Origin of the sequence: Pararhizobium sp. LjRoot255, assembly GCF_964252905.1 — a bacterium.
In the GTDB taxonomy this organism is placed as follows: domain Bacteria; phylum Pseudomonadota; class Alphaproteobacteria; order Rhizobiales; family Rhizobiaceae; genus Pararhizobium.
On sequence record NZ_CAXUPQ020000001.1, the window covers coordinates 3,906,354 to 3,925,055 of the forward strand.

28 protein-coding genes are annotated in these 18,702 nt (G+C 59.8%); 4 read left to right on the plus strand and 24 right to left on the minus strand.

The window, feature by feature from the left end:
• Window positions 1–35: 35 nt before the first annotated feature.
• From ACSQ2W_RS18720 to ACSQ2W_RS18730, 3 genes are read left to right on the plus strand one after another with little or no spacing between them, the layout of a single operon-like run.
• A complete protein-coding gene (locus ACSQ2W_RS18720; protein ID WP_436087604.1) occupies window positions 36–1,028 on the plus strand; it encodes an RluA family pseudouridine synthase in 993 nt (330 codons plus the stop codon).
• Complete coding sequence (locus ACSQ2W_RS18725) at window positions 1,028–1,693, plus strand: HAD-IA family hydrolase (protein WP_436087605.1); 666 nt, start codon at window positions 1,028–1,030, stop codon at window positions 1,691–1,693. The genes ACSQ2W_RS18720 and ACSQ2W_RS18725 overlap by 1 nt, the downstream gene beginning before the upstream one ends.
• Entirely contained in the window at window positions 1,686–2,471 is a 786-nt protein-coding gene (locus ACSQ2W_RS18730) for an ATP12 family chaperone protein (RefSeq protein WP_436087606.1), read from the plus strand. Before ACSQ2W_RS18725 ends, ACSQ2W_RS18730 begins: the two co-directional genes overlap by 8 nt.
• A 79-nt stretch (window positions 2,472–2,550) precedes the next feature.
• Here ACSQ2W_RS18730 and sugE read toward each other — a convergent pair whose 3' ends face one another.
• The 3 genes from sugE to ACSQ2W_RS18745 all read right to left on the minus strand — a co-directional run bounded on the left by sugE (window position 2,551) and on the right by ACSQ2W_RS18745 (window position 5,613).
• Window positions 2,551–2,865 carry a quaternary ammonium compound efflux SMR transporter SugE gene (gene sugE / locus ACSQ2W_RS18735; protein ID WP_436087607.1) on the minus strand — a complete coding sequence of 105 codons (315 nt, stop codon included), beginning with the start codon at window positions 2,863–2,865 and terminating at the stop codon, window positions 2,551–2,553.
• Between the two features lie 148 nt (window positions 2,866–3,013).
• Entirely contained in the window at window positions 3,014–4,324 is a 1,311-nt protein-coding gene (locus ACSQ2W_RS18740) for a replication-associated recombination protein A (protein WP_436087608.1), read from the minus strand.
• The gene (locus ACSQ2W_RS18745) at window positions 4,321–5,613 is read right to left on the minus strand and encodes a DegQ family serine endoprotease (protein ID WP_436087836.1); all 1,293 of its coding nucleotides are present in this window, start codon (window positions 5,611–5,613) and stop codon (window positions 4,321–4,323) included. Before ACSQ2W_RS18745 ends, ACSQ2W_RS18740 begins: the two co-directional genes overlap by 4 nt.
• Window positions 5,614–5,882: 269 nt before the next feature.
• Between ACSQ2W_RS18745 and ACSQ2W_RS18750 the strand changes: the two genes are divergently transcribed.
• On the plus strand, window positions 5,883–6,749 hold the full coding sequence (locus ACSQ2W_RS18750; RefSeq protein WP_436087609.1) for a hypothetical protein: 867 nt from the start codon (window positions 5,883–5,885) through the stop codon (window positions 6,747–6,749).
• Between the two features lie 207 nt (window positions 6,750–6,956).
• On the opposite strand, the gene rplQ is transcribed toward ACSQ2W_RS18750, so the two are convergent.
• The 21 genes from rplQ to rplV form a co-directional block, all read right to left on the minus strand.
• Window positions 6,957–7,382 (minus strand): 50S ribosomal protein L17, encoded by a 426-nt coding sequence (gene rplQ / locus ACSQ2W_RS18755; protein WP_436087610.1) that lies wholly within the window; start codon window positions 7,380–7,382, stop codon window positions 6,957–6,959.
• Window positions 7,383–7,503: 121 nt separating this feature from the next.
• Window positions 7,504–8,514 (minus strand): DNA-directed RNA polymerase subunit alpha, encoded by a 1,011-nt coding sequence (locus ACSQ2W_RS18760; protein ID WP_018328262.1) that lies wholly within the window; start codon window positions 8,512–8,514, stop codon window positions 7,504–7,506.
• Between the two features lie 100 nt (window positions 8,515–8,614).
• Window positions 8,615–9,004 (minus strand): 30S ribosomal protein S11, encoded by a 390-nt coding sequence (rpsK, locus tag ACSQ2W_RS18765; protein WP_018328263.1) that lies wholly within the window; start codon window positions 9,002–9,004, stop codon window positions 8,615–8,617.
• Window positions 9,005–9,238: 234 nt separating this feature from the next.
• Complete coding sequence (rpsM, locus tag ACSQ2W_RS18770) at window positions 9,239–9,607, minus strand: 30S ribosomal protein S13 (protein WP_436081657.1); 369 nt, start codon at window positions 9,605–9,607, stop codon at window positions 9,239–9,241.
• A 230-nt stretch (window positions 9,608–9,837) separates the two neighbouring features.
• Entirely contained in the window at window positions 9,838–10,434 is a 597-nt protein-coding gene (locus ACSQ2W_RS18775; protein WP_436087611.1) for an adenylate kinase, read from the minus strand.
• Window positions 10,431–11,771: a preprotein translocase subunit SecY gene (secY, locus tag ACSQ2W_RS18780; protein WP_436087612.1), complete on the minus strand. Its 1,341-nt coding sequence runs from the start codon at window positions 11,769–11,771 to the stop codon at window positions 10,431–10,433. Before secY ends, ACSQ2W_RS18775 begins: the two co-directional genes overlap by 4 nt.
• Before the next feature lie 235 nt (window positions 11,772–12,006).
• Window positions 12,007–12,477: a 50S ribosomal protein L15 gene (gene rplO, locus ACSQ2W_RS18785; RefSeq protein ID WP_436087613.1), complete on the minus strand. Its 471-nt coding sequence runs from the start codon at window positions 12,475–12,477 to the stop codon at window positions 12,007–12,009.
• Between the two features lie 13 nt (window positions 12,478–12,490).
• Entirely contained in the window at window positions 12,491–12,694 is a 204-nt protein-coding gene (gene rpmD, locus ACSQ2W_RS18790) for a 50S ribosomal protein L30 (protein ID WP_112850761.1), read from the minus strand.
• Window positions 12,695–12,707: 13 nt separating this feature from the next.
• Complete coding sequence (rpsE, locus tag ACSQ2W_RS18795) at window positions 12,708–13,277, minus strand: 30S ribosomal protein S5 (RefSeq protein ID WP_037133560.1); 570 nt, start codon at window positions 13,275–13,277, stop codon at window positions 12,708–12,710.
• 134 nt (window positions 13,278–13,411) lie between these two features.
• Entirely contained in the window at window positions 13,412–13,774 is a 363-nt protein-coding gene (rplR, locus tag ACSQ2W_RS18800; RefSeq protein WP_037169470.1) for a 50S ribosomal protein L18, read from the minus strand.
• A 12-nt stretch (window positions 13,775–13,786) separates the two neighbouring features.
• On the minus strand, window positions 13,787–14,323 hold the full coding sequence (gene rplF, locus ACSQ2W_RS18805; RefSeq protein WP_018328271.1) for a 50S ribosomal protein L6: 537 nt from the start codon (window positions 14,321–14,323) through the stop codon (window positions 13,787–13,789).
• A 43-nt stretch (window positions 14,324–14,366) separates the two neighbouring features.
• The gene (rpsH, locus tag ACSQ2W_RS18810) at window positions 14,367–14,765 is read right to left on the minus strand and encodes a 30S ribosomal protein S8 (RefSeq protein ID WP_018328272.1); all 399 of its coding nucleotides are present in this window, start codon (window positions 14,763–14,765) and stop codon (window positions 14,367–14,369) included.
• 12 nt (window positions 14,766–14,777) lie between these two features.
• Entirely contained in the window at window positions 14,778–15,083 is a 306-nt protein-coding gene (gene rpsN / locus ACSQ2W_RS18815; protein ID WP_018328273.1) for a 30S ribosomal protein S14, read from the minus strand.
• A 31-nt stretch (window positions 15,084–15,114) separates the two neighbouring features.
• The gene (gene rplE, locus ACSQ2W_RS18820; RefSeq protein ID WP_113005481.1) at window positions 15,115–15,675 is read right to left on the minus strand and encodes a 50S ribosomal protein L5; all 561 of its coding nucleotides are present in this window, start codon (window positions 15,673–15,675) and stop codon (window positions 15,115–15,117) included.
• Complete coding sequence (gene rplX / locus ACSQ2W_RS18825; protein WP_113005482.1) at window positions 15,668–15,979, minus strand: 50S ribosomal protein L24; 312 nt, start codon at window positions 15,977–15,979, stop codon at window positions 15,668–15,670. The genes rplE and rplX overlap by 8 nt, the downstream gene beginning before the upstream one ends.
• Before the next feature lie 12 nt (window positions 15,980–15,991).
• Window positions 15,992–16,360, minus strand: coding sequence for a 50S ribosomal protein L14 (gene rplN, locus ACSQ2W_RS18830; protein ID WP_018328276.1), 369 nt, complete (start codon window positions 16,358–16,360; stop codon window positions 15,992–15,994).
• A 324-nt stretch (window positions 16,361–16,684) separates the two neighbouring features.
• Window positions 16,685–16,921: a 30S ribosomal protein S17 gene (rpsQ, locus tag ACSQ2W_RS18835; RefSeq protein ID WP_018328277.1), complete on the minus strand. Its 237-nt coding sequence runs from the start codon at window positions 16,919–16,921 to the stop codon at window positions 16,685–16,687.
• A gap of 12 nt (window positions 16,922–16,933) precedes the next feature.
• The gene (gene rpmC / locus ACSQ2W_RS18840; protein WP_018328278.1) at window positions 16,934–17,134 is read right to left on the minus strand and encodes a 50S ribosomal protein L29; all 201 of its coding nucleotides are present in this window, start codon (window positions 17,132–17,134) and stop codon (window positions 16,934–16,936) included.
• Between the two features lie 12 nt (window positions 17,135–17,146).
• A complete protein-coding gene (gene rplP / locus ACSQ2W_RS18845) occupies window positions 17,147–17,560 on the minus strand; it encodes a 50S ribosomal protein L16 (RefSeq protein WP_436087614.1) in 414 nt (137 codons plus the stop codon).
• Between the two features lie 38 nt (window positions 17,561–17,598).
• Window positions 17,599–18,312 (minus strand): 30S ribosomal protein S3, encoded by a 714-nt coding sequence (gene rpsC / locus ACSQ2W_RS18850; RefSeq protein ID WP_037133573.1) that lies wholly within the window; start codon window positions 18,310–18,312, stop codon window positions 17,599–17,601.
• Window positions 18,312–18,701 carry a 50S ribosomal protein L22 gene (gene rplV / locus ACSQ2W_RS18855; protein WP_018328280.1) on the minus strand — a complete coding sequence of 130 codons (390 nt, stop codon included), beginning with the start codon at window positions 18,699–18,701 and terminating at the stop codon, window positions 18,312–18,314. The genes rpsC and rplV overlap by 1 nt, the downstream gene beginning before the upstream one ends.
• Between the last annotated feature and the right edge of the window lies 1 nt (window position 18,702).

An 18,702-nucleotide genomic window follows, 5' to 3' on the forward strand; every position in this document is an offset into this window, starting at 1 on the left:
GCGCGATCGCAATTGGATGCAGGTAAGAACATATCATGGCGGGCATTGAACACAGACAAGTGGAATCCGACGAGGCCGGCATGCGGCTCGATCGCTGGTTCAAGGTCCACTATCCCGGCCTTGGCTTCGGTCCGCTGCAGAAGCTTCTGCGTTCCGGCCAGGTTCGCGTCGATGGCGGCCGCGTCAAATCGGACACGCGTGTCCAGCCAGGCCAGGTCGTCCGCATCCCGCCGATGGATTTCGATGCCAAGGCGAAGACCGGCCCGATCGCCGGCCGCGACCTGCGCCATGCCTCAGATCACGAGCTCCTGTCGCGCATGCTGCTGCATGAAGACGCCAAGGTCATCGTTCTCAACAAGCCGCCAGGCATCGCCGTCCAGGGCGGCTCCGGCGTCAACCGCCATATCGACGAGATGCTCGAAGCCTGGACCAGCCCGAAGGGCGAGAAACCGCGCCTCGTGCACCGGCTCGACCGCGATACCTCCGGCGTGCTGGTTGTCGCCCGCACCCGTGGCGCCGCGCAGAAGCTGACCGCGGCTTTTCGCGAACGCGATACCAAGAAGACCTACTGGGCACTGGTGAAAGGCGTACCCCGCAAGCGCGAAGACAAGATCTCCACCTGGCTGGTCAAGGAACAGACGCCGGACGGCGACCGGATGCGGATCGCCAAGCACGGCGAAGACGGCGCCGACCACGCCATTTCCTACTACCGCATCGTCGAGCAGGCCGGCCAGAATTTTGCCTGGCTGGAGATGGAGCCCTATACCGGCCGCACGCATCAGCTGCGCGTCCACGCCGCCCATATCGGCCATCCGATCATCGGCGATCCCAAATATTTCGAGGCCGAGCCGAGCTGGTCATTTCCCGGCGGCGTCCAGAACCGCCTGCATCTGCATGCGCGCCACATCGACATTCCGCATCCGGACGGCGGGCGGCTGAAAATCAGCGCCCCCATGCCGCAGCACATGGTCCAGAGCTGGAACCTGATCGGCTTCGACATGGCCAGCGCCGAGGAAGACCAAGCCTGATGAAGCTCGTACTGTTCGATTGCGACGGCACGCTGGTCGATAGCGCCGGCCTGATCCACGAGGTCATGGCCCGCACCTTCGAGGACTTCGGCCTTGCCCGCGTCTCGCTCGACGCGACGAAGGGTATCATCGGGCTGACGCTCGATATCGCCATTGCGCGGCTGATGAACCAGCCACATGTGGATGACCGCGCGCTTGCGATGACCGCGCACTACAAGAAGATCTATGGTGGTGTCCGGGCCGAGATGGATTTCCGCGAGCCGCTCTTTCCCGGGATCGCGAGCCTTCTTGCCACGCTTTCGGCACGCGATTCGCTTATTCTGGGTGCCGTAACGGGAAAGTCACGGCGCGGACTTGATCAGATCTGTGCAAGTAACGGTTACGAAAAGACATTCTTCGTTTCTCGAACGGCCGACGACTGCCCGTCGAAGCCGCACCCGGCAATGGTGACGGAGTGCTGCTTTGAGGCCGGTATCGACCCGAAGGATACCATCGTCATCGGCGACGCGATCTACGACATGCAGATGGCGAAGAGCGCCGGCGCTGCAGCGATCGGTGTTGCATGGGGATACGCCACTGTGTCCGAGCTTATCGACGCCGGCGCTGATCATATCGCCCAGGCTCCGACCGATATTCTGGAATGGATGGAGACATATCATGCCTGATATTCGCGATGATCTGACGGGCGCGCTCAGCGACCCGGATCCCGTGCGCCGCGCTCAGATACAGATGCTGAAGCCGCTGCCCAAGCGATTCTACACGACCGTCAGCATCGGTCCTGCCGAAGACGGTCGACACGCGGTCCTGCTCGACGGCCGCACGGTCCGCACGCCGGCGAAGCACCCGTTGACCGCGCCGACGGCGCGCGCCGCTGAACTGCTGGCCGCCGAATGGGATGCTCAGAAGGACGTGATCAATCCCGCGACAATGCCCGTCACGCGGCTTGCCAACACTGCAATCGACGGCGTCGCGAAGGATATTCGAGGTGTTTTCGATGACATTCTGAATTTCGCAGGGACCGATCTCCTGTGCTACCGCGCCAGCGAGCCGGAAGGGCTGGTGGCCCGGCAGACCGAACGATGGGATCCGGTGATTTCCTGGGCCGCCGAAAAACTCGACGCACGTTTCATCCTTGCTGAAGGTGTGGTTCATCAGACACAGCCGGGTGCGGCGATCGACGCCTATGCCAAGGCGCTGCGCGCCTATGCGACGCCGCTCTGCCTTGCCTGCCTGCATACGATCACGACCCTCACGGGGTCCGCCCTGCTGGCCATCGCCTTCGCCGAGAAACACCTTTCGGCTGAGGAAGCCTGGGCGCTCGCCCATCTCGACGAGGACTGGCAAATCGAGCATTGGGGCACAGACGAGGAAGCCTTTCAGCGTCGCGAGAATCGCTGGCAGGACATGCAGGCGGCCACGGCGACGCTCGACGCGTTGCGCTGAGGACATCGCACTCAGGATGGCGATCCCACCGCGCCGGTCCTGTCGCAGTGTGATCGCAAATTCAATGGACGGGAAAGATTCAGGCCGTCAGCTTCAACCCGGCGATGCCGGCAATGATCAGCGAGATGCAGCCAAGGCGGATGGCGGTCGCCGGTTCGGCGAAAAGCACGATGCCGAGAGTGACCGTTCCGACCGTACCGACGCCGGTCCACACGGCATAAGCCGTACCGAGTGGCAGGGTCCTGACCGCGATACCAAGCAGAACGACGCTTGCCACCATAGAGGTCGCGGTCAAAACCGTCGGCACCAGCCTGGTAAAGCCGTCGGTGTATTTGAGGCCGATCGCCCAGCCGATTTCGAGAAGTCCTGCGAGGAAAAGAATGATCCAGGCCACGATTTAACTCCGTTCAAGGGAGCGAGGCCGTCCTCGCGGATGTTCGGTTATCAAACAATGGCTTGATCCCGTGCAGCCGTCTGCATGGGCAATCTATGCCATCCCGGCTTGACGCCTGCAAGAGCCCGGCCTGCATGGCTGATCTGTCCTATTGGCCACGCTCTTTCCTGAGCTTTGCCCACCATTCGAGGCGCTTGCGGATATCGCGCTCGAAACCACGCTCGGGTGGATCGTAGAAAATCTTGCGGCCCATCGTCTCCGGGAAATAGTCCTGGCCCGAAAACGCGTCCGGCTCGTCGTGGTCGTAACGATAGCCGTCGCCATAGCCCTCGCCCTTCATCAATTTGGTCGGCGCATTGAGGATGTGCTTCGGAGGCAGCAGCGAGCCGTTTTCCTTCGCCGCGCGCATGGCGGACTTGTAGGCGGTATAGACGGCGTTCGACTTCGGCGCGGTCGCGAGATAGACGCAGGCTTGCGCCAGCGCCAATTCGCCCTCCGGCGAACCGAGATAGTCATAGGCATCCTTGGCGGCATTGCAGATCACCAGTGCCTGCGGATCGGCAAGGCCGATATCCTCCACCGCCATGCGCACCAGCCGCCGTCCGAGATAGAGCGGATCCTCGCCGGCGTCGAACATGCGGCAAAGATAGTAGAGGGCCGCGTCAGGGTCCGAGCCGCGCACCGATTTGTGCAGGGCGGAGATCAGATTGTAGTGGCCGTCCTGCCCCTTGTCATAGACCGGCGCGCGACGCTGGACGATCTCCTGCACGGCGTTGGCGTCGAACACCTCGTCCTTGCGCGCGGCGCGCCAAACCTCTTCGGCAAGCGTCAGCACGGCCCGCCCATCGCCGTCGGCCATGCGCACCAGGCTGGCGCGGGCATCTGCATCGAGCGGCAGCGGCTTTCCCTCCACCTGTTCGGCGCGTGCCAGCAATTCGGCAAGGCTCGCTTCGTCATGCGGCTTGAACGTCAGGACACGGGCGCGCGACAGAAGAGCGGCGTTGAGCTCGAAGGACGGGTTTTCCGTCGTGGCCCCGACCAGAATGACCGTGCCGTCTTCCATGACCGGCAGAAAGCTGTCCTGCTGGGCGCGATTGAAGCGATGGATCTCATCAACGAAAAGCAGGGTCTGCCGCCCGGACATGCGGCGGGCACGGGCCGTTTCGAACACACGCTTCAAATCCGCAACGCCGGAGAAAATCGCCGATATCTGCTCAAAGGCAAGTCCTGCCTCCCCCGACAGCAGCCGGGCAACCGTCGTCTTGCCCGTTCCCGGTGGTCCCCAGAAGATCATCGACCCGAGCGAGCCGGAGGAGATCATGCGGGCGAGAACACCGTCCTCGCCTGTCAGATGCGCCTGGCCGGTGACCTCCGCCAAAGTCTTCGGCCGCAGCCGATCGGCCAGCGGTCGTTTCTCGCTCATGCCTGCGGGTTCGATTGGGGAAAACAGGTCGCTCATCGGAAAAACTGGCGGATGCGCTGGCCGTCGCGTTCGATCTCGACGCGCCACAGAGACGGATCGTCCTGGGTGATCGCCTCGAGCGTGGCCGACTTGTCGATCGGCGTGCCATTGACGGCAATGACGATATCCTTGGGCTGGAAGCCGACGCGAGCGGCCGGCGATCCACGGTTGATCTGCGTGATCACCACACCCTGCGACGAGGTCGACATGTGCAGTTCGTCGGCCAGGCGCGGCGAGAGATTGCCGACCACGGCGCCGGCGAAAGGATTGCGCCCCTCGATCAGCCGCTCGTCGCGCGGCGACGTTTCCGGGGCTCCGGATAGCGTCAACGACAGGTCGCGGGCCTTGCCACCCTCGCTCACGGTAACCTTGGCCTCATGACCAATGCCGACTGTCGTCAGGCGGTAACCGAGCGCGTCCGGATGTTCCACCGGGATGCCGTTGACCGCGACGATCACCTGGCCCGGCTTCATGCCTGCCTTTTCAGCCGGTCCGCCTTCGATCACCGAACTCACCAGCGCGCCCCTTGCCCGGTCGAGCCCGAGCGCATCTGCGACCTCCGACGTCACCGGCTCAAAGCTTGCGCCAATGAACGGCCGCGTGAAGCTGCCGTTGCCGCCTTCGGCCGATGCCAGGAAGACTTTCACGAGATTGGCGGGGATGGCAAAGCCCACACCGTTGGAGCCGCCACCGCGCGAAAAGATCGCCGTGTTGATACCGATCAGCTGGCCGTTCATGTCGATCAGGCCGCCGCCCGAATTGCCGGGATTGATCGCCGCGTCGGTCTGGATGAAGAAGCCGAAATCACCCGAGACGACCTGGTTGCGGGCGAGCGCCGAAACGATGCCACTCGTTACCGTCTGACCAACGCCGAAGGGATTGCCGATCGCGAGCACGAGATCACCGACTTCGACCGCGTCGGAATCGCCAAGCGGAATGGTTTCGAACGGGCCGTCCGACTTGATCTTCAGCACGGCCAGATCCAGCCGGTCGTCCTTGAGCATGATCGTGCTCTCGAATTCTCGTCCGTCGGCAAGTGCGATCTTGATGTCGTCGGCGTCGGCGATCACGTGGTTGTTGGTCACGACGATGCCGTTCTTGCCGACGATGACACCGGAGCCGAGCGACGACTGCTTTTCCGAGCGGTTCGGCATCTGTTGGCCGAAGAACTGCTCGAAGAACGGATCGTCGGCGAAGGGCGAGCGGCGCTCGACCGTCTTTTCAGCATAGACGTTCACCACCGCGTTTGCCGTCTGCTTGACCAGCGGCGCAAAGGACAGCTGCATTTCCGTGCGGCTTTGCGGCAATACCTTCTGCGTGTCCGCCGGCGCGACGACGGAGCCGGTCGTTATATTCTCCACACCATAGGAGGTGTCGGCACGAGGCACGATAAAATGCACGGCGCCGGCAAAGAGAGCCAGCCCGGCCATGGTGGACAGGACAAGAGTACGGGGCGAACGGGTCATGCGGGGCATCCTGCCGAATTCGATTGGTGGAAAAGACAGATAGGACGTCAGCGATAAAAAGCAAAGACGACCGGCGACAGAAAAACCGAGTGCTGAACAGCCCGGCGAACAACTGGCTTGTCCAGAAACTCGAACGGGGTGACTTTACACAATTGGGGCTCTTTCAACGTTTCGGATATAAAACAGGCAAAGAGGCGTTCCGCGCCATCAGAACATTCATCCGCCTACGTAAGGTCGATCCTCAGAAAAAGGGCAAATTTCGAATTGTTACCGCCTATCCGACCAATGAGTTGCCCCGGGAGAAAAAATTGAAGAAGCGATCAGAGACCTTTCGTGAATTTGGGGTTTTTCTGCAAGCTGACCCAGGCTTCAGCTTCGAGGAAGGAGAAGAAATGCTCCACATGGCCGGTCGGCAGATGACAAAGAATGACCGCCGGCAAATGAACGTGCCCCTCAAGGACGTCGAGGCCGGCAAGATCACCTATCAAGACATTCAAAGTTTTTGGAACGGTTCCGGCGCGCGCTTCTACATCGTCGGCGAGGACGCAGTCAGGTCGTTTCTTTACCGGGCGCGTCTGGTCCTCGAACAGTCTTTTTTTCTGCTGGACGTCGAGGATGTGAAGACCAGCACCCCCTTCAAAAAACGAGAAACGCGAACGCAACTGTTCCCGGCCGAACACCGCGCAATCCAGCGTCTCGCCGATCTTGTCTACGACATCCATCTCCTGGACCCGTATTTCAACAAGGACCGTCGGAAGCTTGTACTGGAACGGCTGATCGCCGAAGACAAAGACGGTGTGATGAAGCTCCCCGCAGCAATTGCGCGCAGCGAGATAACGGACGAACTGCTTCAGGCCGCGTGGCAAAAAAACGTTGCGGCCGATCTCGTTTACATGCGGGGAAACATCGTAAGTTCGATCTACGGCGTCGCGCAGTTGATCGACGAACGGAGATAGCGGACGCCGAGGCCGTTTACATTCCGATGCGACATCGCAACGAGGAGCCCACGTCCGTGCTATCCAAGAAACGATGAATGAGGAACCGAGCCTCAAATTCGAATTTTGACGAAATCGGGAAAACCACGCAAGGTTCGGGCAGTTCTTATGCAAGAAGGCCGGATGGTCTCCCATCCGGCCTTCTTGCATGACCCGTCGCCGGGTATTTTATGCGGCGTCTGCAGCTTCTGCTTCGGCGGCAACGCGAGCGATGTCCTTGGCGCCCTTGGCCGAAGTGTCGCGGTCAACGAATTCGATGACGGCGAGAGCGGCGTTGTCGCCGTGGCGGAAGCCGGCCTTCATGATGCGCAGGTAACCGCCGTTGCGGGTAGCGTAGCGCGATGCGATGGCATCGAACAGCTTCGAAACGACAGCGGCGTCGCGGATCTGCGAGATGGCCTGACGGCGGGCATGCAGGTCACCGCGCTTGCCGAGCGTGACGAGCTTCTCGACGATCGGGCGGATTTCCTTTGCCTTCGGCAGGGTGGTGACGATCTGCTCATGTTCGATGAGCGAGGCAGCCATGTTGGCGAACATTGCCTTGCGGTGGCTGGCGGTTCTGTTCAGCTTGCGGCCGGCTTTCTGGTGGCGCATTGCTATTCTCCTTAAATGCAGGTGCCCTTCACTTTATGGGCCTGCCGTTTCCTGGCACATACAGGTTCGAAACCTGCTGTTTGACGGGGAAAGGCAGAGAGTTAACCTGCCTCTTTTGTTGTTAGTATTGGTCTTCGTAGCGCTTGGCGAGATCTTCGATGTTCTCGGGCGGCCATGCCGGCACTTCCATGCCGAGGTGCAGGCCCATGGAAGCGAGAACTTCTTTGATTTCGTTCAGCGACTTGCGACCAAAGTTCGGAGTGCGAAGCATTTCGGCCTCGGTCTTCTGAATGAGATCGCCGATGTAAACGATGTTGTCGTTCTTCAGGCAGTTGGCCGAACGGACGGAGAGTTCCAGTTCGTCGACCTTCTTCAGGAGCGCCGGGTTGAACGCCAGTTCGGTAACGGCTTCTTCTTCGGCTTCCTTCTGCGGCTCGTCGAAATTGACGAAGACGCCGAGCTGGTCCTGAAGGATGCGGGCCGCGAAAGCGACTGCATCTTCACCGGTGACGGAACCATCGGTTTCGATCTGCATGGACAGCTTGTCGTAGTCGAGAACCTGGCCTTCGCGGGTGTTTTCCACCTTGTAGGACACTTTCTTGACCGGCGAATACAGGCTGTCGACCGGGATGAGGCCGATCGGAGCATCTTCCGAACGGTTGCGGTCAGCCGGCACATAGCCCTTGCCGTTGTTGACGGTGAATTCCATGCGGATCTCGGCGCCCTCGTCGAGGGTGCAGATCACGTGGTTCGGGTTGAGGATTTCGATATCGCCAACCGTCTGGATGTCACCGGCGGTTACAACGCCCGGACCCTGCTTGCGCACGACCATGCGCTTGGAATCATCGCCATCCATCTTGATGGCGATTTCCTTGATGTTGAGCACGATGTCCGTCACGTCTTCCCGAACACCCGGGATCGAGGAGAACTCGTGCAGCACGCCGTCGATCTGCACTGCGGTGACCGCAGCGCCGCGAAGCGACGACAGAAGAACGCGGCGAAGCGCGTTGCCGAGGGTGAGGCCGAAGCCACGCTCGAGCGGCTCGGCAACAAGGCTAACCTTGGTGCGGCCGGAAGAGGAGAACTCGACCTTGTTCGGCTTGATCAGTTCCTGCCAGTTTTTCTGAATCATATGTCTTGCCTTCCGTTCGTTGCCACCATCCAATCGTGGCAACCGAGCCTTGAAGCGCCGGAGGAAGCATGGCCTCCCCTGGCTTGATGAATGTCGCTGATCAGACGCGGCGCTTCTTGCGCGGGCGGCAGCCGTTGTGCGGGATCGGGGTCACGTCACGGATCGAGGTGATCATGAAGCCGGCAGCCTGCAGAGCGCGCAGAGCCGATTCACGGCCGGAACCCGGACCGCAGACTTCGACTTCCAGCGTCTTCATGCCGTGTTCCTGGGCCTTCTTGGCCGCGTCTTCAGCAGCCATCTGAGCTGCGAACGGGGTCGACTTGCGCGAGCCCTTGAAGCCCTTCGAACCAGCCGACGACCAGGCAATCGCGTTGCCCTGCGCGTCGGTGATGGTGATCATCGTGTTGTTGAACGACGAGTTGACGTGAGCGACGCCCGTTGAAATGTTTTTACGCTCGCGACGGCGAACGCGTGTGGCTTCCTTGGCCATGGTATACCTTTCGTTGATCTCTGCACCGCCGTAACACCAGCGGCTCCACCGGGCCGAGGAACACCCCTGCCCTGAATTTTTATTATGCGCGAACGGACGGCCCGATCAGCGCGGCGATATCGTCACTGCCGTAGTTCCAGCAGCTCCACCGGAGGCCGCATTTGAGCGCCCTTCCGAAACCACAAAAGAGGCCGGCGCCGAGCGCCAGCCTCTGCACTTCCCCATTCAGGGAAATTACTTCTTCTTACCAGCGATCGCCTTTGCCGGGCCCTTGCGGGTGCGGGCATTGGTGTGCGTGCGCTGGCCGCGAACCGGCAGCGAGCGGCGATGACGCAGGCCGCGATAGCAGCCGAGGTCCATCAGACGCTTGATGTTCATCGAGGTCTCGCGACGCAGGTCACCTTCGACCTGGTACTCGCGGTCGATAGCTTCGCGGATCTGAAGAACTTCAGCATCCGTCAGCTGATGCACACGACGTTCAGCCGGAATACCGACCTTCTCGACGATTTCCTGTGCGAATTTCGGACCGATCCCGTGAATGTAACGGAGCGCGATTACCACGCGCTTTGCCGTCGGGATGTTGACGCCAGCGATACGAGCCACGCCTGTTCTCCTTGCTTCCAGTTGCCATCCGGCAATAGGTGCTTCGTTATGCAGCCTTAAAAAGGCCAACCGTTAAAGTGGTGTTCGGAACACGTCAAAAGAATCGCGCCCGGACTTCGTTATTTTGAAATCCGCGCCGATCCCCTGCATGTAGCGAGTTAACGCGGTCTTTGAAGGAATCGACCGCAAAAGTCAACTCCCCGCCCATCCTTTTTCAAGAAAGGGCCTTCTCAGGCGTCGGCTGAAGCCGATGCCAGTATCTTGTTGATTTCCGACGTCACCGTTTCAACCGATGCCATCCCGTCAACCGTCTTGAGTTCGCCCGTCGCCGCGTAATGCTGCGACAACGGCGCCGTCTTTTCGCGATATTCGACCAGACGCTTCTTGAAAGCTTCCGGATTGTCGTCGGAGCGAACTTTGCCGCCAGCGGCGATGGTTTCTGCTACGCGATTCTCCATCCGCCGCACAAGCGCGACTTCATCGACTTTCAACTCGATAACCGCATCGAGCCTGAGCCCCTTGTCTTCGAGCATCTTGCCGAGCGCAACTGCCTGCGGAACGGTGCGCGGATAGCCGTCGAGGATGAAACCCTTGGAGCAATCGGGCGAATCGATGCGGTCCGAAACGATCTCGTTGACGATTTCGTCTGAAACGAGTTGGCCGGCGTCCATAACGGCCTTGGCACGCTTGCCGACATCGCTCTGTTCTGCGACGGCCGCACGCAGCATGTCGCCGGTGGAAAGCTGCGGAATACCGTACTTTTCCGTTAAAAGCTTAGCCTGCGTTCCCTTGCCTGCTCCAGGCGGTCCCAAAAATATCAGTCTCATCGACCCCGCTTGCCTCCACGCAGCTTTGATTTCTTGATCAGCCCCTCATACTGCTGAGCAATCAGGTGACCCTGCACCTGTGCTACAGTATCAAGGGTCACGCTGACAACAATCAAAAGCGACGTACCACCAAGGTAGAACGGCACCCCGGTCTGCGCGATCATGACTTCGGGCAGAATACAGACGAACATCAGGTAAAGCGCGCCAAGCACGGTGATGCGCGTCAGCACGTAGTCGATGTATTCAGCAGTGCGCTCGCCTGGACGGATACCAAGAATGAAGCCGCCATGCTTTTTCAGATTGTCGGCCGTATCCTTCGGATTGAAGACAATGGCTGTGTAGAAAAAGGCAAAGAACGCGATCATGCCGCCGTAGAGCGCCATGTAGAGCGGCTGGCCGTGGCCGAGGGCTGCAACGATCGTCGTCGCCCAGGAGGGCAGCGAAGCGGTGTTGGCAAAGCCTGCGAGCGTCGCCGGCAAAAGCAGCAGCGAGGATGCGAAGATCGCCGGGATAACGCCTGACGTGTTGAGCTTCAGCGGCAGGTGCGACGTATCGCCCTGGAACATCCGGTTGCCGACCTGGCGCTTCGGATACTGGATCAGAAGACGGCGCTGGGCGCGCTCGACGAACACGATCAGCGCGATCACGCCGACGACCATGACGATGATGGCAAGGATGAGTGGCGTCGACAGCGCACCCGTGCGGCCGAGTTCGAGCGTACCGGCAAGAGCCGTCGGCAGATGGGCAACGATGCCGGCGAAGATGATCAGCGAGATGCCGTTGCCGATGCCGCGCGAGGTGATCTGCTCGCCGAGCCACATCAGGAACATCGTGCCGCCGAGCAGCGAGATGACGGTCGAGATGCGGAAGAACCAGCCCGGGTCGCCAACGAGGCCGCTGCCGCTCTCGAGGCCGACCGCAATACCGTAGGCCTGCAGCGTGCCGAGCAGCACCGTGCCGTAGCGAGTATACTGGTTGATGACCTTGCGCCCCTGCTCGCCTTCCTTCTTCAACTGCTCAAGCGACGGAACCACGGAGGTCATCAGCTGAACGATGATGGAAGCGGAAATATAGGGCATGATGCCGAGGGCGAAGATCGCCATGCGCTCGACGGCGCCGCCCGAAAACATGTTGAAGAGGCCGAGGATGCCGCCGCTCTGGCCCTGGAAGGCCTGGGCAAAGGCTTCCGGGTTGAGACCGGGAAGCGGAATATACGTGCCGAGACGATAAACCAGAAGGGCGCCGAGGGTGAACCAGAGGCGCTTTTTCAGATCTTCCGCCTTGGCGAAAGTCGAAAAATTCAGGTTGGAGGCGAGCTGTTCCGCTGCAGAAGCCATGCAATTCTCCGCGTAGCCAGTTCGGAACCCGCGGGAGAAACCCGGTCAGCTCCGGAAAAAGCTATCTTCTTTTGTGAAAACCGGCTCGGGAACGATCGCATCCGCAATCATGCGCCTCACCGTGGTTCCCGTTAAATGCTTTGCGGCGGATCAATCCCGCCGCGAATCCGTGAGGCTCTCATATGGGAGCAAAACCGCCCGGTGTGAAGCACCCCGGGCGGTTCATCAGCAACAATTATTCAGCAGCGCCCGAAAGCAGCTTGATCGAGCCGCCAGCCTTTTCGATCTTTTCGATCGCAGGCTTGGAAGCGCCGGCAACTTCCAGCGAAACCTTCGCCTTCAGTTCACCGTCGGCGAGAACGCGGACGCCGTCCTTGGCGCGGCGGATGACGCCGGCCGCCTGGAGGGCAGCAGCATCGACGGTCTTCGAAGCGTCGAGCTTCTTGGCGTCGATGGCGGTCTGGATGCGGCCGAGCGACACGACAACAAAGTCCGAACGGAAGATGTTGTTGAAGCCGCGCTTCGGCAGACGGCGGTAGATTGGCATCTGGCCGCCTTCGAAGCCGTTGATGGCAACGCCCGAACGAGCCTTCTGACCCTTCACACCACGGCCGGCCGTCTTGCCGGAGCCGGAGCCGATGCCGCGACCGAGACGCTTGCGGTTCTTGGTCGAACCTTCGTTGTCCTTGATTTCATTCAGTTTCATGATGGTATCCCCCTCACTTCTCGTCGACGACGCGAACGAGGTGCTGGACGGCCCGGATCATGCCACGAACGGAAGGCGTATCTTCCAGCGTGCTGACCCGATGCATCTTGTTGAGACCGAGACCGATCAGCGTCGCGCGCTGTACGGCAGGCCGGCGAATGGGGCTACCGGTCTGCTCGACCGTAACCGTCTTCTTTGCAACTTCTTTCTTGGCCATTGTTCAGACTCCCTTATTCTTCGGAAGCGACGCCGGCGGACGCACGACGGGCCTGCAGCGTGGCGTATTTCAGGCCGCGCTGTGCCGCGACGTCCTTCGGATGCGCCTGGTTCTTCAGGGCATCGAACGTAGCGCGAATCATGTTGTACGGGTTCGACGAACCGGTCGACTTCGCAACGACGTCATGCATGCCGAGCGTTTCGAAAACAGCGCGCATCGGACCACCGGCGATGATGCCGGTACCAGCCTTGGCGGAGCGCAGCAGGACCTTGCCGGCGCCATGGCGGCCATGGACGTCATGATGAAGCGTGCGGCCCGAGCGCAGCGGAACGAAGATCAGTTCGCGCTTGGCAGCTTCGGTTGCCTTGCGGATGGCTTCCGGCACTTCGCGTGCCTTGCCATGACCGAAGCCAACGCGGCCCTTCTGGTCGCCGACGACGACGAGAGCAGCAAAGCCGAAACGACGGCCGCCCTTTACCACCTTGGCAACGCGGTTGATTGCTACGAGCTTGTCAACGAATTCGCTGTCGCGCTCCTCGCGGTTCTGGCGATCGTCGCGAGAACCTCTTTTTTCTTGTGCCATTGTCCTTTTCCTTTTTCTTTTCCGGGTGCAATCGGCAGATTGACAAAAGTCGCTTCGGTTACTTTGAACCGAAGCGACCGGGTATTACTTATGCAATTCGTTCGAGTCCAGACACGAATGCCCGGAAAATTGCATCAGAAGTTCAGGCCACCCTCGCGGGCTGCCTCGGCGAGCGCCTTGACGCGGCCGTGATAGATGAAGGCGCCACGGTCAAAGACGACGTCCTTGACACCAGCCTTCGAGGCGCGCTCTGCGAGGAGCTTGCCAACGGCAGCAGCTGCTGCCGTGTCAGCGCCCGTCTTCAAAGACGAACGCAGATCCGTGTCGAGCGTGGAGGCAGACGCAACGGTCTTGCCAGCAACATCATCGATAACCTGTGCGTAGATGTTCTTCGACGAGCGATGAACGGACAGGCGCAGGCGGCCATTGGCGACTGCCTTGACTTGACGGCGCACGCGGCTGGCGCGGCGCACAAGTGTATCTTTCCTTGTAGCCATTTCGCGTGATCCTTACTTCTTCTTGCCTTCTTTGCGGACAATCCGCTCGCCGGCATACTTGACGCCCTTGCCCTTGTAGGGCTCGGGGCCACGGTATTCGCGGATTTCCGCGGCAACCTGGCCGACCTGCTGCTTGTTGATGCCGGTGACGACGATTTCCGTCGGCTTCGGCACAGCAATCGAAATGCCTTCCGGAGTCTGGTAGACCACGTCATGGCTGAAACCGAGCGCCAGCTGCAGGTTCTTGCCCTGCATGGACGCACGATAGCCGACGCCGTTGATTTCGAGCTTGCGCTCATAACCGTCCTTGACGCCCTTGAAGATGTTTTCGATCATCGTGCGGGACATGCCCCACTTCGAACGAGCATCCTTGGACTGATCAACCGGGGTCACCGACACCGCGTTGTTGTCTTCCAGCTTTACGACGACTTCGTCGTTAGCAACGAAGAAGAGTTCGCCTTTCGGGCCCTTTGCAGTCACCGTCTGGCCACTAACCGTGGCCGTGACACCTGCAGGAACCGGAACGGGCTTTTTACCGATACGAGACATATTTCAAACCTGTCTGTCCGTTATGGAGATCACTGCTGCCGTATTAGAATACGGAGCAGAGAACCTCGCCACCAACGTTCTGTTCGCGTGCCTGATGATCGGCCATCACACCCTTCGGGGTCGAAAGGATGGTGATGCCGAGACCGTTCGCGACCTGCGGAATGGACTTGACCGAGACATAAACTCGGCGGCCCGGCTTCGATACGCGGCCGATCTCACGGATCACCGACGCACCTTCGTAGTACTTCAATTCGATGTTGATCTCGGACTTGCCGTTACCAAATTCGACTTCAGAGTATCCGCGGATGTAGCCTTCAGCCTGAAGGACATCCAGAACGCGTGCGCGCAGCTTGGAAGCCGGAGTGGAAACACTCGACTTACGGCGTGCAGCACCGTTACGGATACGGGTGAGCATATCGCCCAGCGGATCTGTCATTGCCATGTGCCCGTCTCCTTACCAGCTCGACTTGACAATGCCCGGCACCTTGCCGAAATTGCCCAGTTCACGAAGCGCAATACGCGACATCTTGAGTTTGCGATAATATGCGCGCGGACGACCGGTCACTTCGCAACGGTTGCGAACGCGGGTCTTCGATCCGTCACGCGGGAGGCTCGCCAACTTCAAGGTCGCCTTGAAGCGATCTTCGATCGGAAGAGACTGGTTCATGATGATTGCCTTCAGGGCTGCCCGCTTGGAGGCATCCTGGGCAACCGACTTACGGCGGCGATTGTTCTTTTCAATTGCGCTCGTCTTCGCCATTCAACTTAATCCTTCTGCTTGTCGTTACGGCTTACTGGCGGAACGGGAAGTTGAACTCTGTGAGCAGAGCGCGTGCTTCGTCGTCGTTCGTTGCCGTCGTGCAAACGATGATGTCCATGCCCCACATCTGATCAACCTTGTCGTAGTTGATCTCAGGGAACACAATGTGTTCCTTGATACCCATGGCAAAGTTGCCACGGCCATCGAAGGACTTCGGATTCAGGCCGCGGAAGTCGCGAACGCGCGGAAGCGCGATGTTGATCAGACGGTCCAGGAATTCGTACATGCGAACGCCGCGAAGGGTAACCTTGGCGCCGATCGGCATGCCTTCGCGCAGCTTGAAGCCGGCGATGGAGTTGCGGGCCTTGGTGATGACCGGCTTCTGGCCGGCGATCGCTGCGAGGTCGGCAGCAGCAACGGTCGGCTTCTTGCTATCGCCCGTCGATTCACCAACGCCCATGTTGATGACGATCTTGTCGAGACGCGGGATCTGCATGACGTTGGAGTAGGAGAACTTCTCCTGCATCGCCTTGCTGATGCGCTCGACATATTCGGTCTTGAGCCGGGGCTCGTACTTCTTGGTGTCAGCCATCGATCGACACTCCCGAACGCTTTGCGACGCGAACCTTCTTGTCGCCTTCGATCTTGAAACCGACGCGGGTCGGCTTGCCGTCCTGCGGATCGGCGATCGCGATATTCGACAGATGGATCGACGCTTCCTTGTTGATGATACCGGCTTCCTGGCTCTGGGTCTGGCGCTGGTGACGCTTCACCATGTTGACGCCACGCACAACAGCCCGGTCTTCCTTCGGCAGCACCTGGAGAACTTCTCCGGAGCGGCCCTTGTCCTTGCCGGTCAATACGACGACCTTGTCGCCCTTGCGAATCTTTTGCATCTCAATCGCTCCTTACAGTACTTCTGGAGCCAGCGAGATGATCTTCATATGGTTCTTGGCGCGAAGTTCGCGCGGAACCGGTCCGAAGATACGGGTGCCGATCGGCTCTTTCTTGTTGTCGATAAGAACAGCTGCGTTGTTATCGAACCGGATGACGCTGCCGTCCGGACGACGGATGTCCTTGGCGGTGCGAACGACAACCGCCTTCATCACATCACCCTTCTTGACGCGGCCGCGCGGGATCGCTTCCTTGATCGAAACGACGATAATGTCGCCGACCGAAGCGTACTTGCGCTTGGAGCCGCCCAGCACCTTGATGCACATGACACGACGCGCGCCGGAATTATCCGCCACGTCGAGGTTTGTTTGCATCTGAATCATGTCAGGTCGCCTTCTTGTTGTTACCGGACCGGTTGGGCAACTGCCCCCTTCTCCGGCTTATGAAAACTTTGTTCCGCAGCGCCGCGCGCCCAACGGGCGCGCAATAACGCTACAGCACTTTGAATAGCTGCACGTTTCGTCTTCAAATCGATTCCGAATGAGGGAATCGTACAGTCGCGCGGGATAGGTCGTTGCCAGGGTGGTTTCCCAAACGGGACCTTCCGTGCGCTCAAAGCAAAAGAACGCTCGACACCGGAGCGTTCTGACGCTGCTTCATACAGATTTTTGCGCCTGGCGCAAGGGCCAAGCGCAAATCAATCGCTATTAGGCCTGAACGGAAACGACCGTCCAGGTCTTGTCCTTCGAGATCGGCGCACATTCCTCGATGGAAACGACGTCGCCGACCTTGTACTGGTTGTTCTCGTCGTGCGCCTTGTACTTCTTCGACCGGCGAACGGTCTTCTGGAAGATCGGGTGCGCAAAGCGACGCTCGACACGGACCACTACGGTCTTGTCGTTCTTGTCGCTGACGACTGTGCCCTGCAGAATGCGTTTTGGCATATTCTTCGGTCCTTAAGCCTTGGCTTCTGCCGCCTTCTGGCGGGCAATGGTTTTGACGCGCGCAATGTCCTTGCGGACTTCATTGATGCGCGACGACTTTTCGAGCTGGCCTGTCGCCTTCTGGAAGCGCAGGTTGAACTGCTCTTTCTTCAGCTTGGCAAGCTCTTCGTTGAGCTGATCTGCGCTCAGGGCGCGAACGGTCTCGGCTTTCATGGGCTTTACTCCTTACTCTGCAATGCGCTGAACGAAGCGCGTCTTGACAGAGAGTTTCGCAGCACCAAGGCGAAGCGCCTCACGGGCGAGGTCTTCGCTGACGCCGTCGATTTCGAACATCATTCGGCCGGGCTTGACCTTGCAAGCCCAGTATTCGACCGAACCCTTACCTTTACCCATACGGACTTCGGTCGGCTTGGCCGTGACCGGAACGTCTGGGAATACGCGGATCCACACACGGCCGGCACGCTTCATGTGACGGGTGATCGCGCGGCGTGCCGCTTCGATTTCGCGTGCGTTGACGCGGTTCGGCTCCTGAGACTTCAGGCCGAATTCACCGAAAGCAAGGTCGGAACCGCCCTTGGCAACGCCCTTGATGCGTCCCTTGAACTGCTTGCGGTACTTAGTACGCTTTGGCTGCAACATTTTTTTACTTCTCCGATATTAGCTGCCAGGAACGACTGTTACGCGTTTTCGCGACGGCGGCTGCTGCTGCTCGGGCCCTGAGCATCGCTCTCGGACGCGCGACGCTCGGAAGCCATCGGATCGTGCTCGAGGATTTCGCCCTTGAAGATCCAGACCTTGATGCCGCAGATACCGAAAGCGGTTTTGGCTTCAGCCACACCGTAGTCGATGTCGGCGCGAAGCGTGTGCAACGGCACGCGGCCTTCGCGGTACCACTCGGTACGTGCGATTTCTGCTCCACCGAGACGACCGCCGCAGGTGATCTTGATGCCTTCGGCGCCAAGACGCATGGCCGACTGAACAGCGCGCTTCATCGCGCGGCGGAAGGCCACGCGGCGTTCCAGCTGCTGGGCGATCGACTGGGCAACGAGGGTCGAGTCAACTTCCGGCTTGCGAACTTCAACGATGTTGAGGTGCGTTTCGGAGTTGGTCATCTCGGAAAGCTTCTTGCGGAGCTTTTCGATGTCTGCGCCCTTCTTGCCGATGATCAGGCCCGGACGAGCCGAGTGGATCGTGACGCGGCACTTCTTGTGCGGACGCTCGATGACCACCTTGGCGATGCCGGCCTGCTTCAGTTCTTCCATCAGGTAAGCGCGAATCTTCAGGTCTTCATGAAGAAGCTGACCGTATTCGGCGTTGTCTGCGAACCAGCGGCTATCCCAGGTGCGGTTGATGCCGAGGCGGAAGCCGACTGGATTGATCTTCTGACCCATTATGCGGCCTCCCCTTTGGCTTCGACTTCGCGAACAACGATCGTCAGATGCGCGAAAGGCTTTTCGATACGCGATGCACGGCCACGGCCACGAGCGTGGAAACGCTTCATGACGATGGACTTGCCAACGTAGGCTTCGGCGACGATCAAACTATCGACGTCGAGATCGTGGTTGTTCTCTGCGTTTGCGATTGCGGACTCAAGGGTCTTCTTGACCGTGTCCGAGATGCGCTTGCGCGAGAATTCCAGTTCGGCCAGAGCCCGGTCGACCTTCTTGCCGCGGATCATCGCGGCAACCAGGTTGAGCTTCTGGGGGCTGACACGGATCGTGCGCGCAATTGCCTGCGCCTCATTATCCTTCAGCCGGCGTTCGGCTTTTGCCTTGCCCATG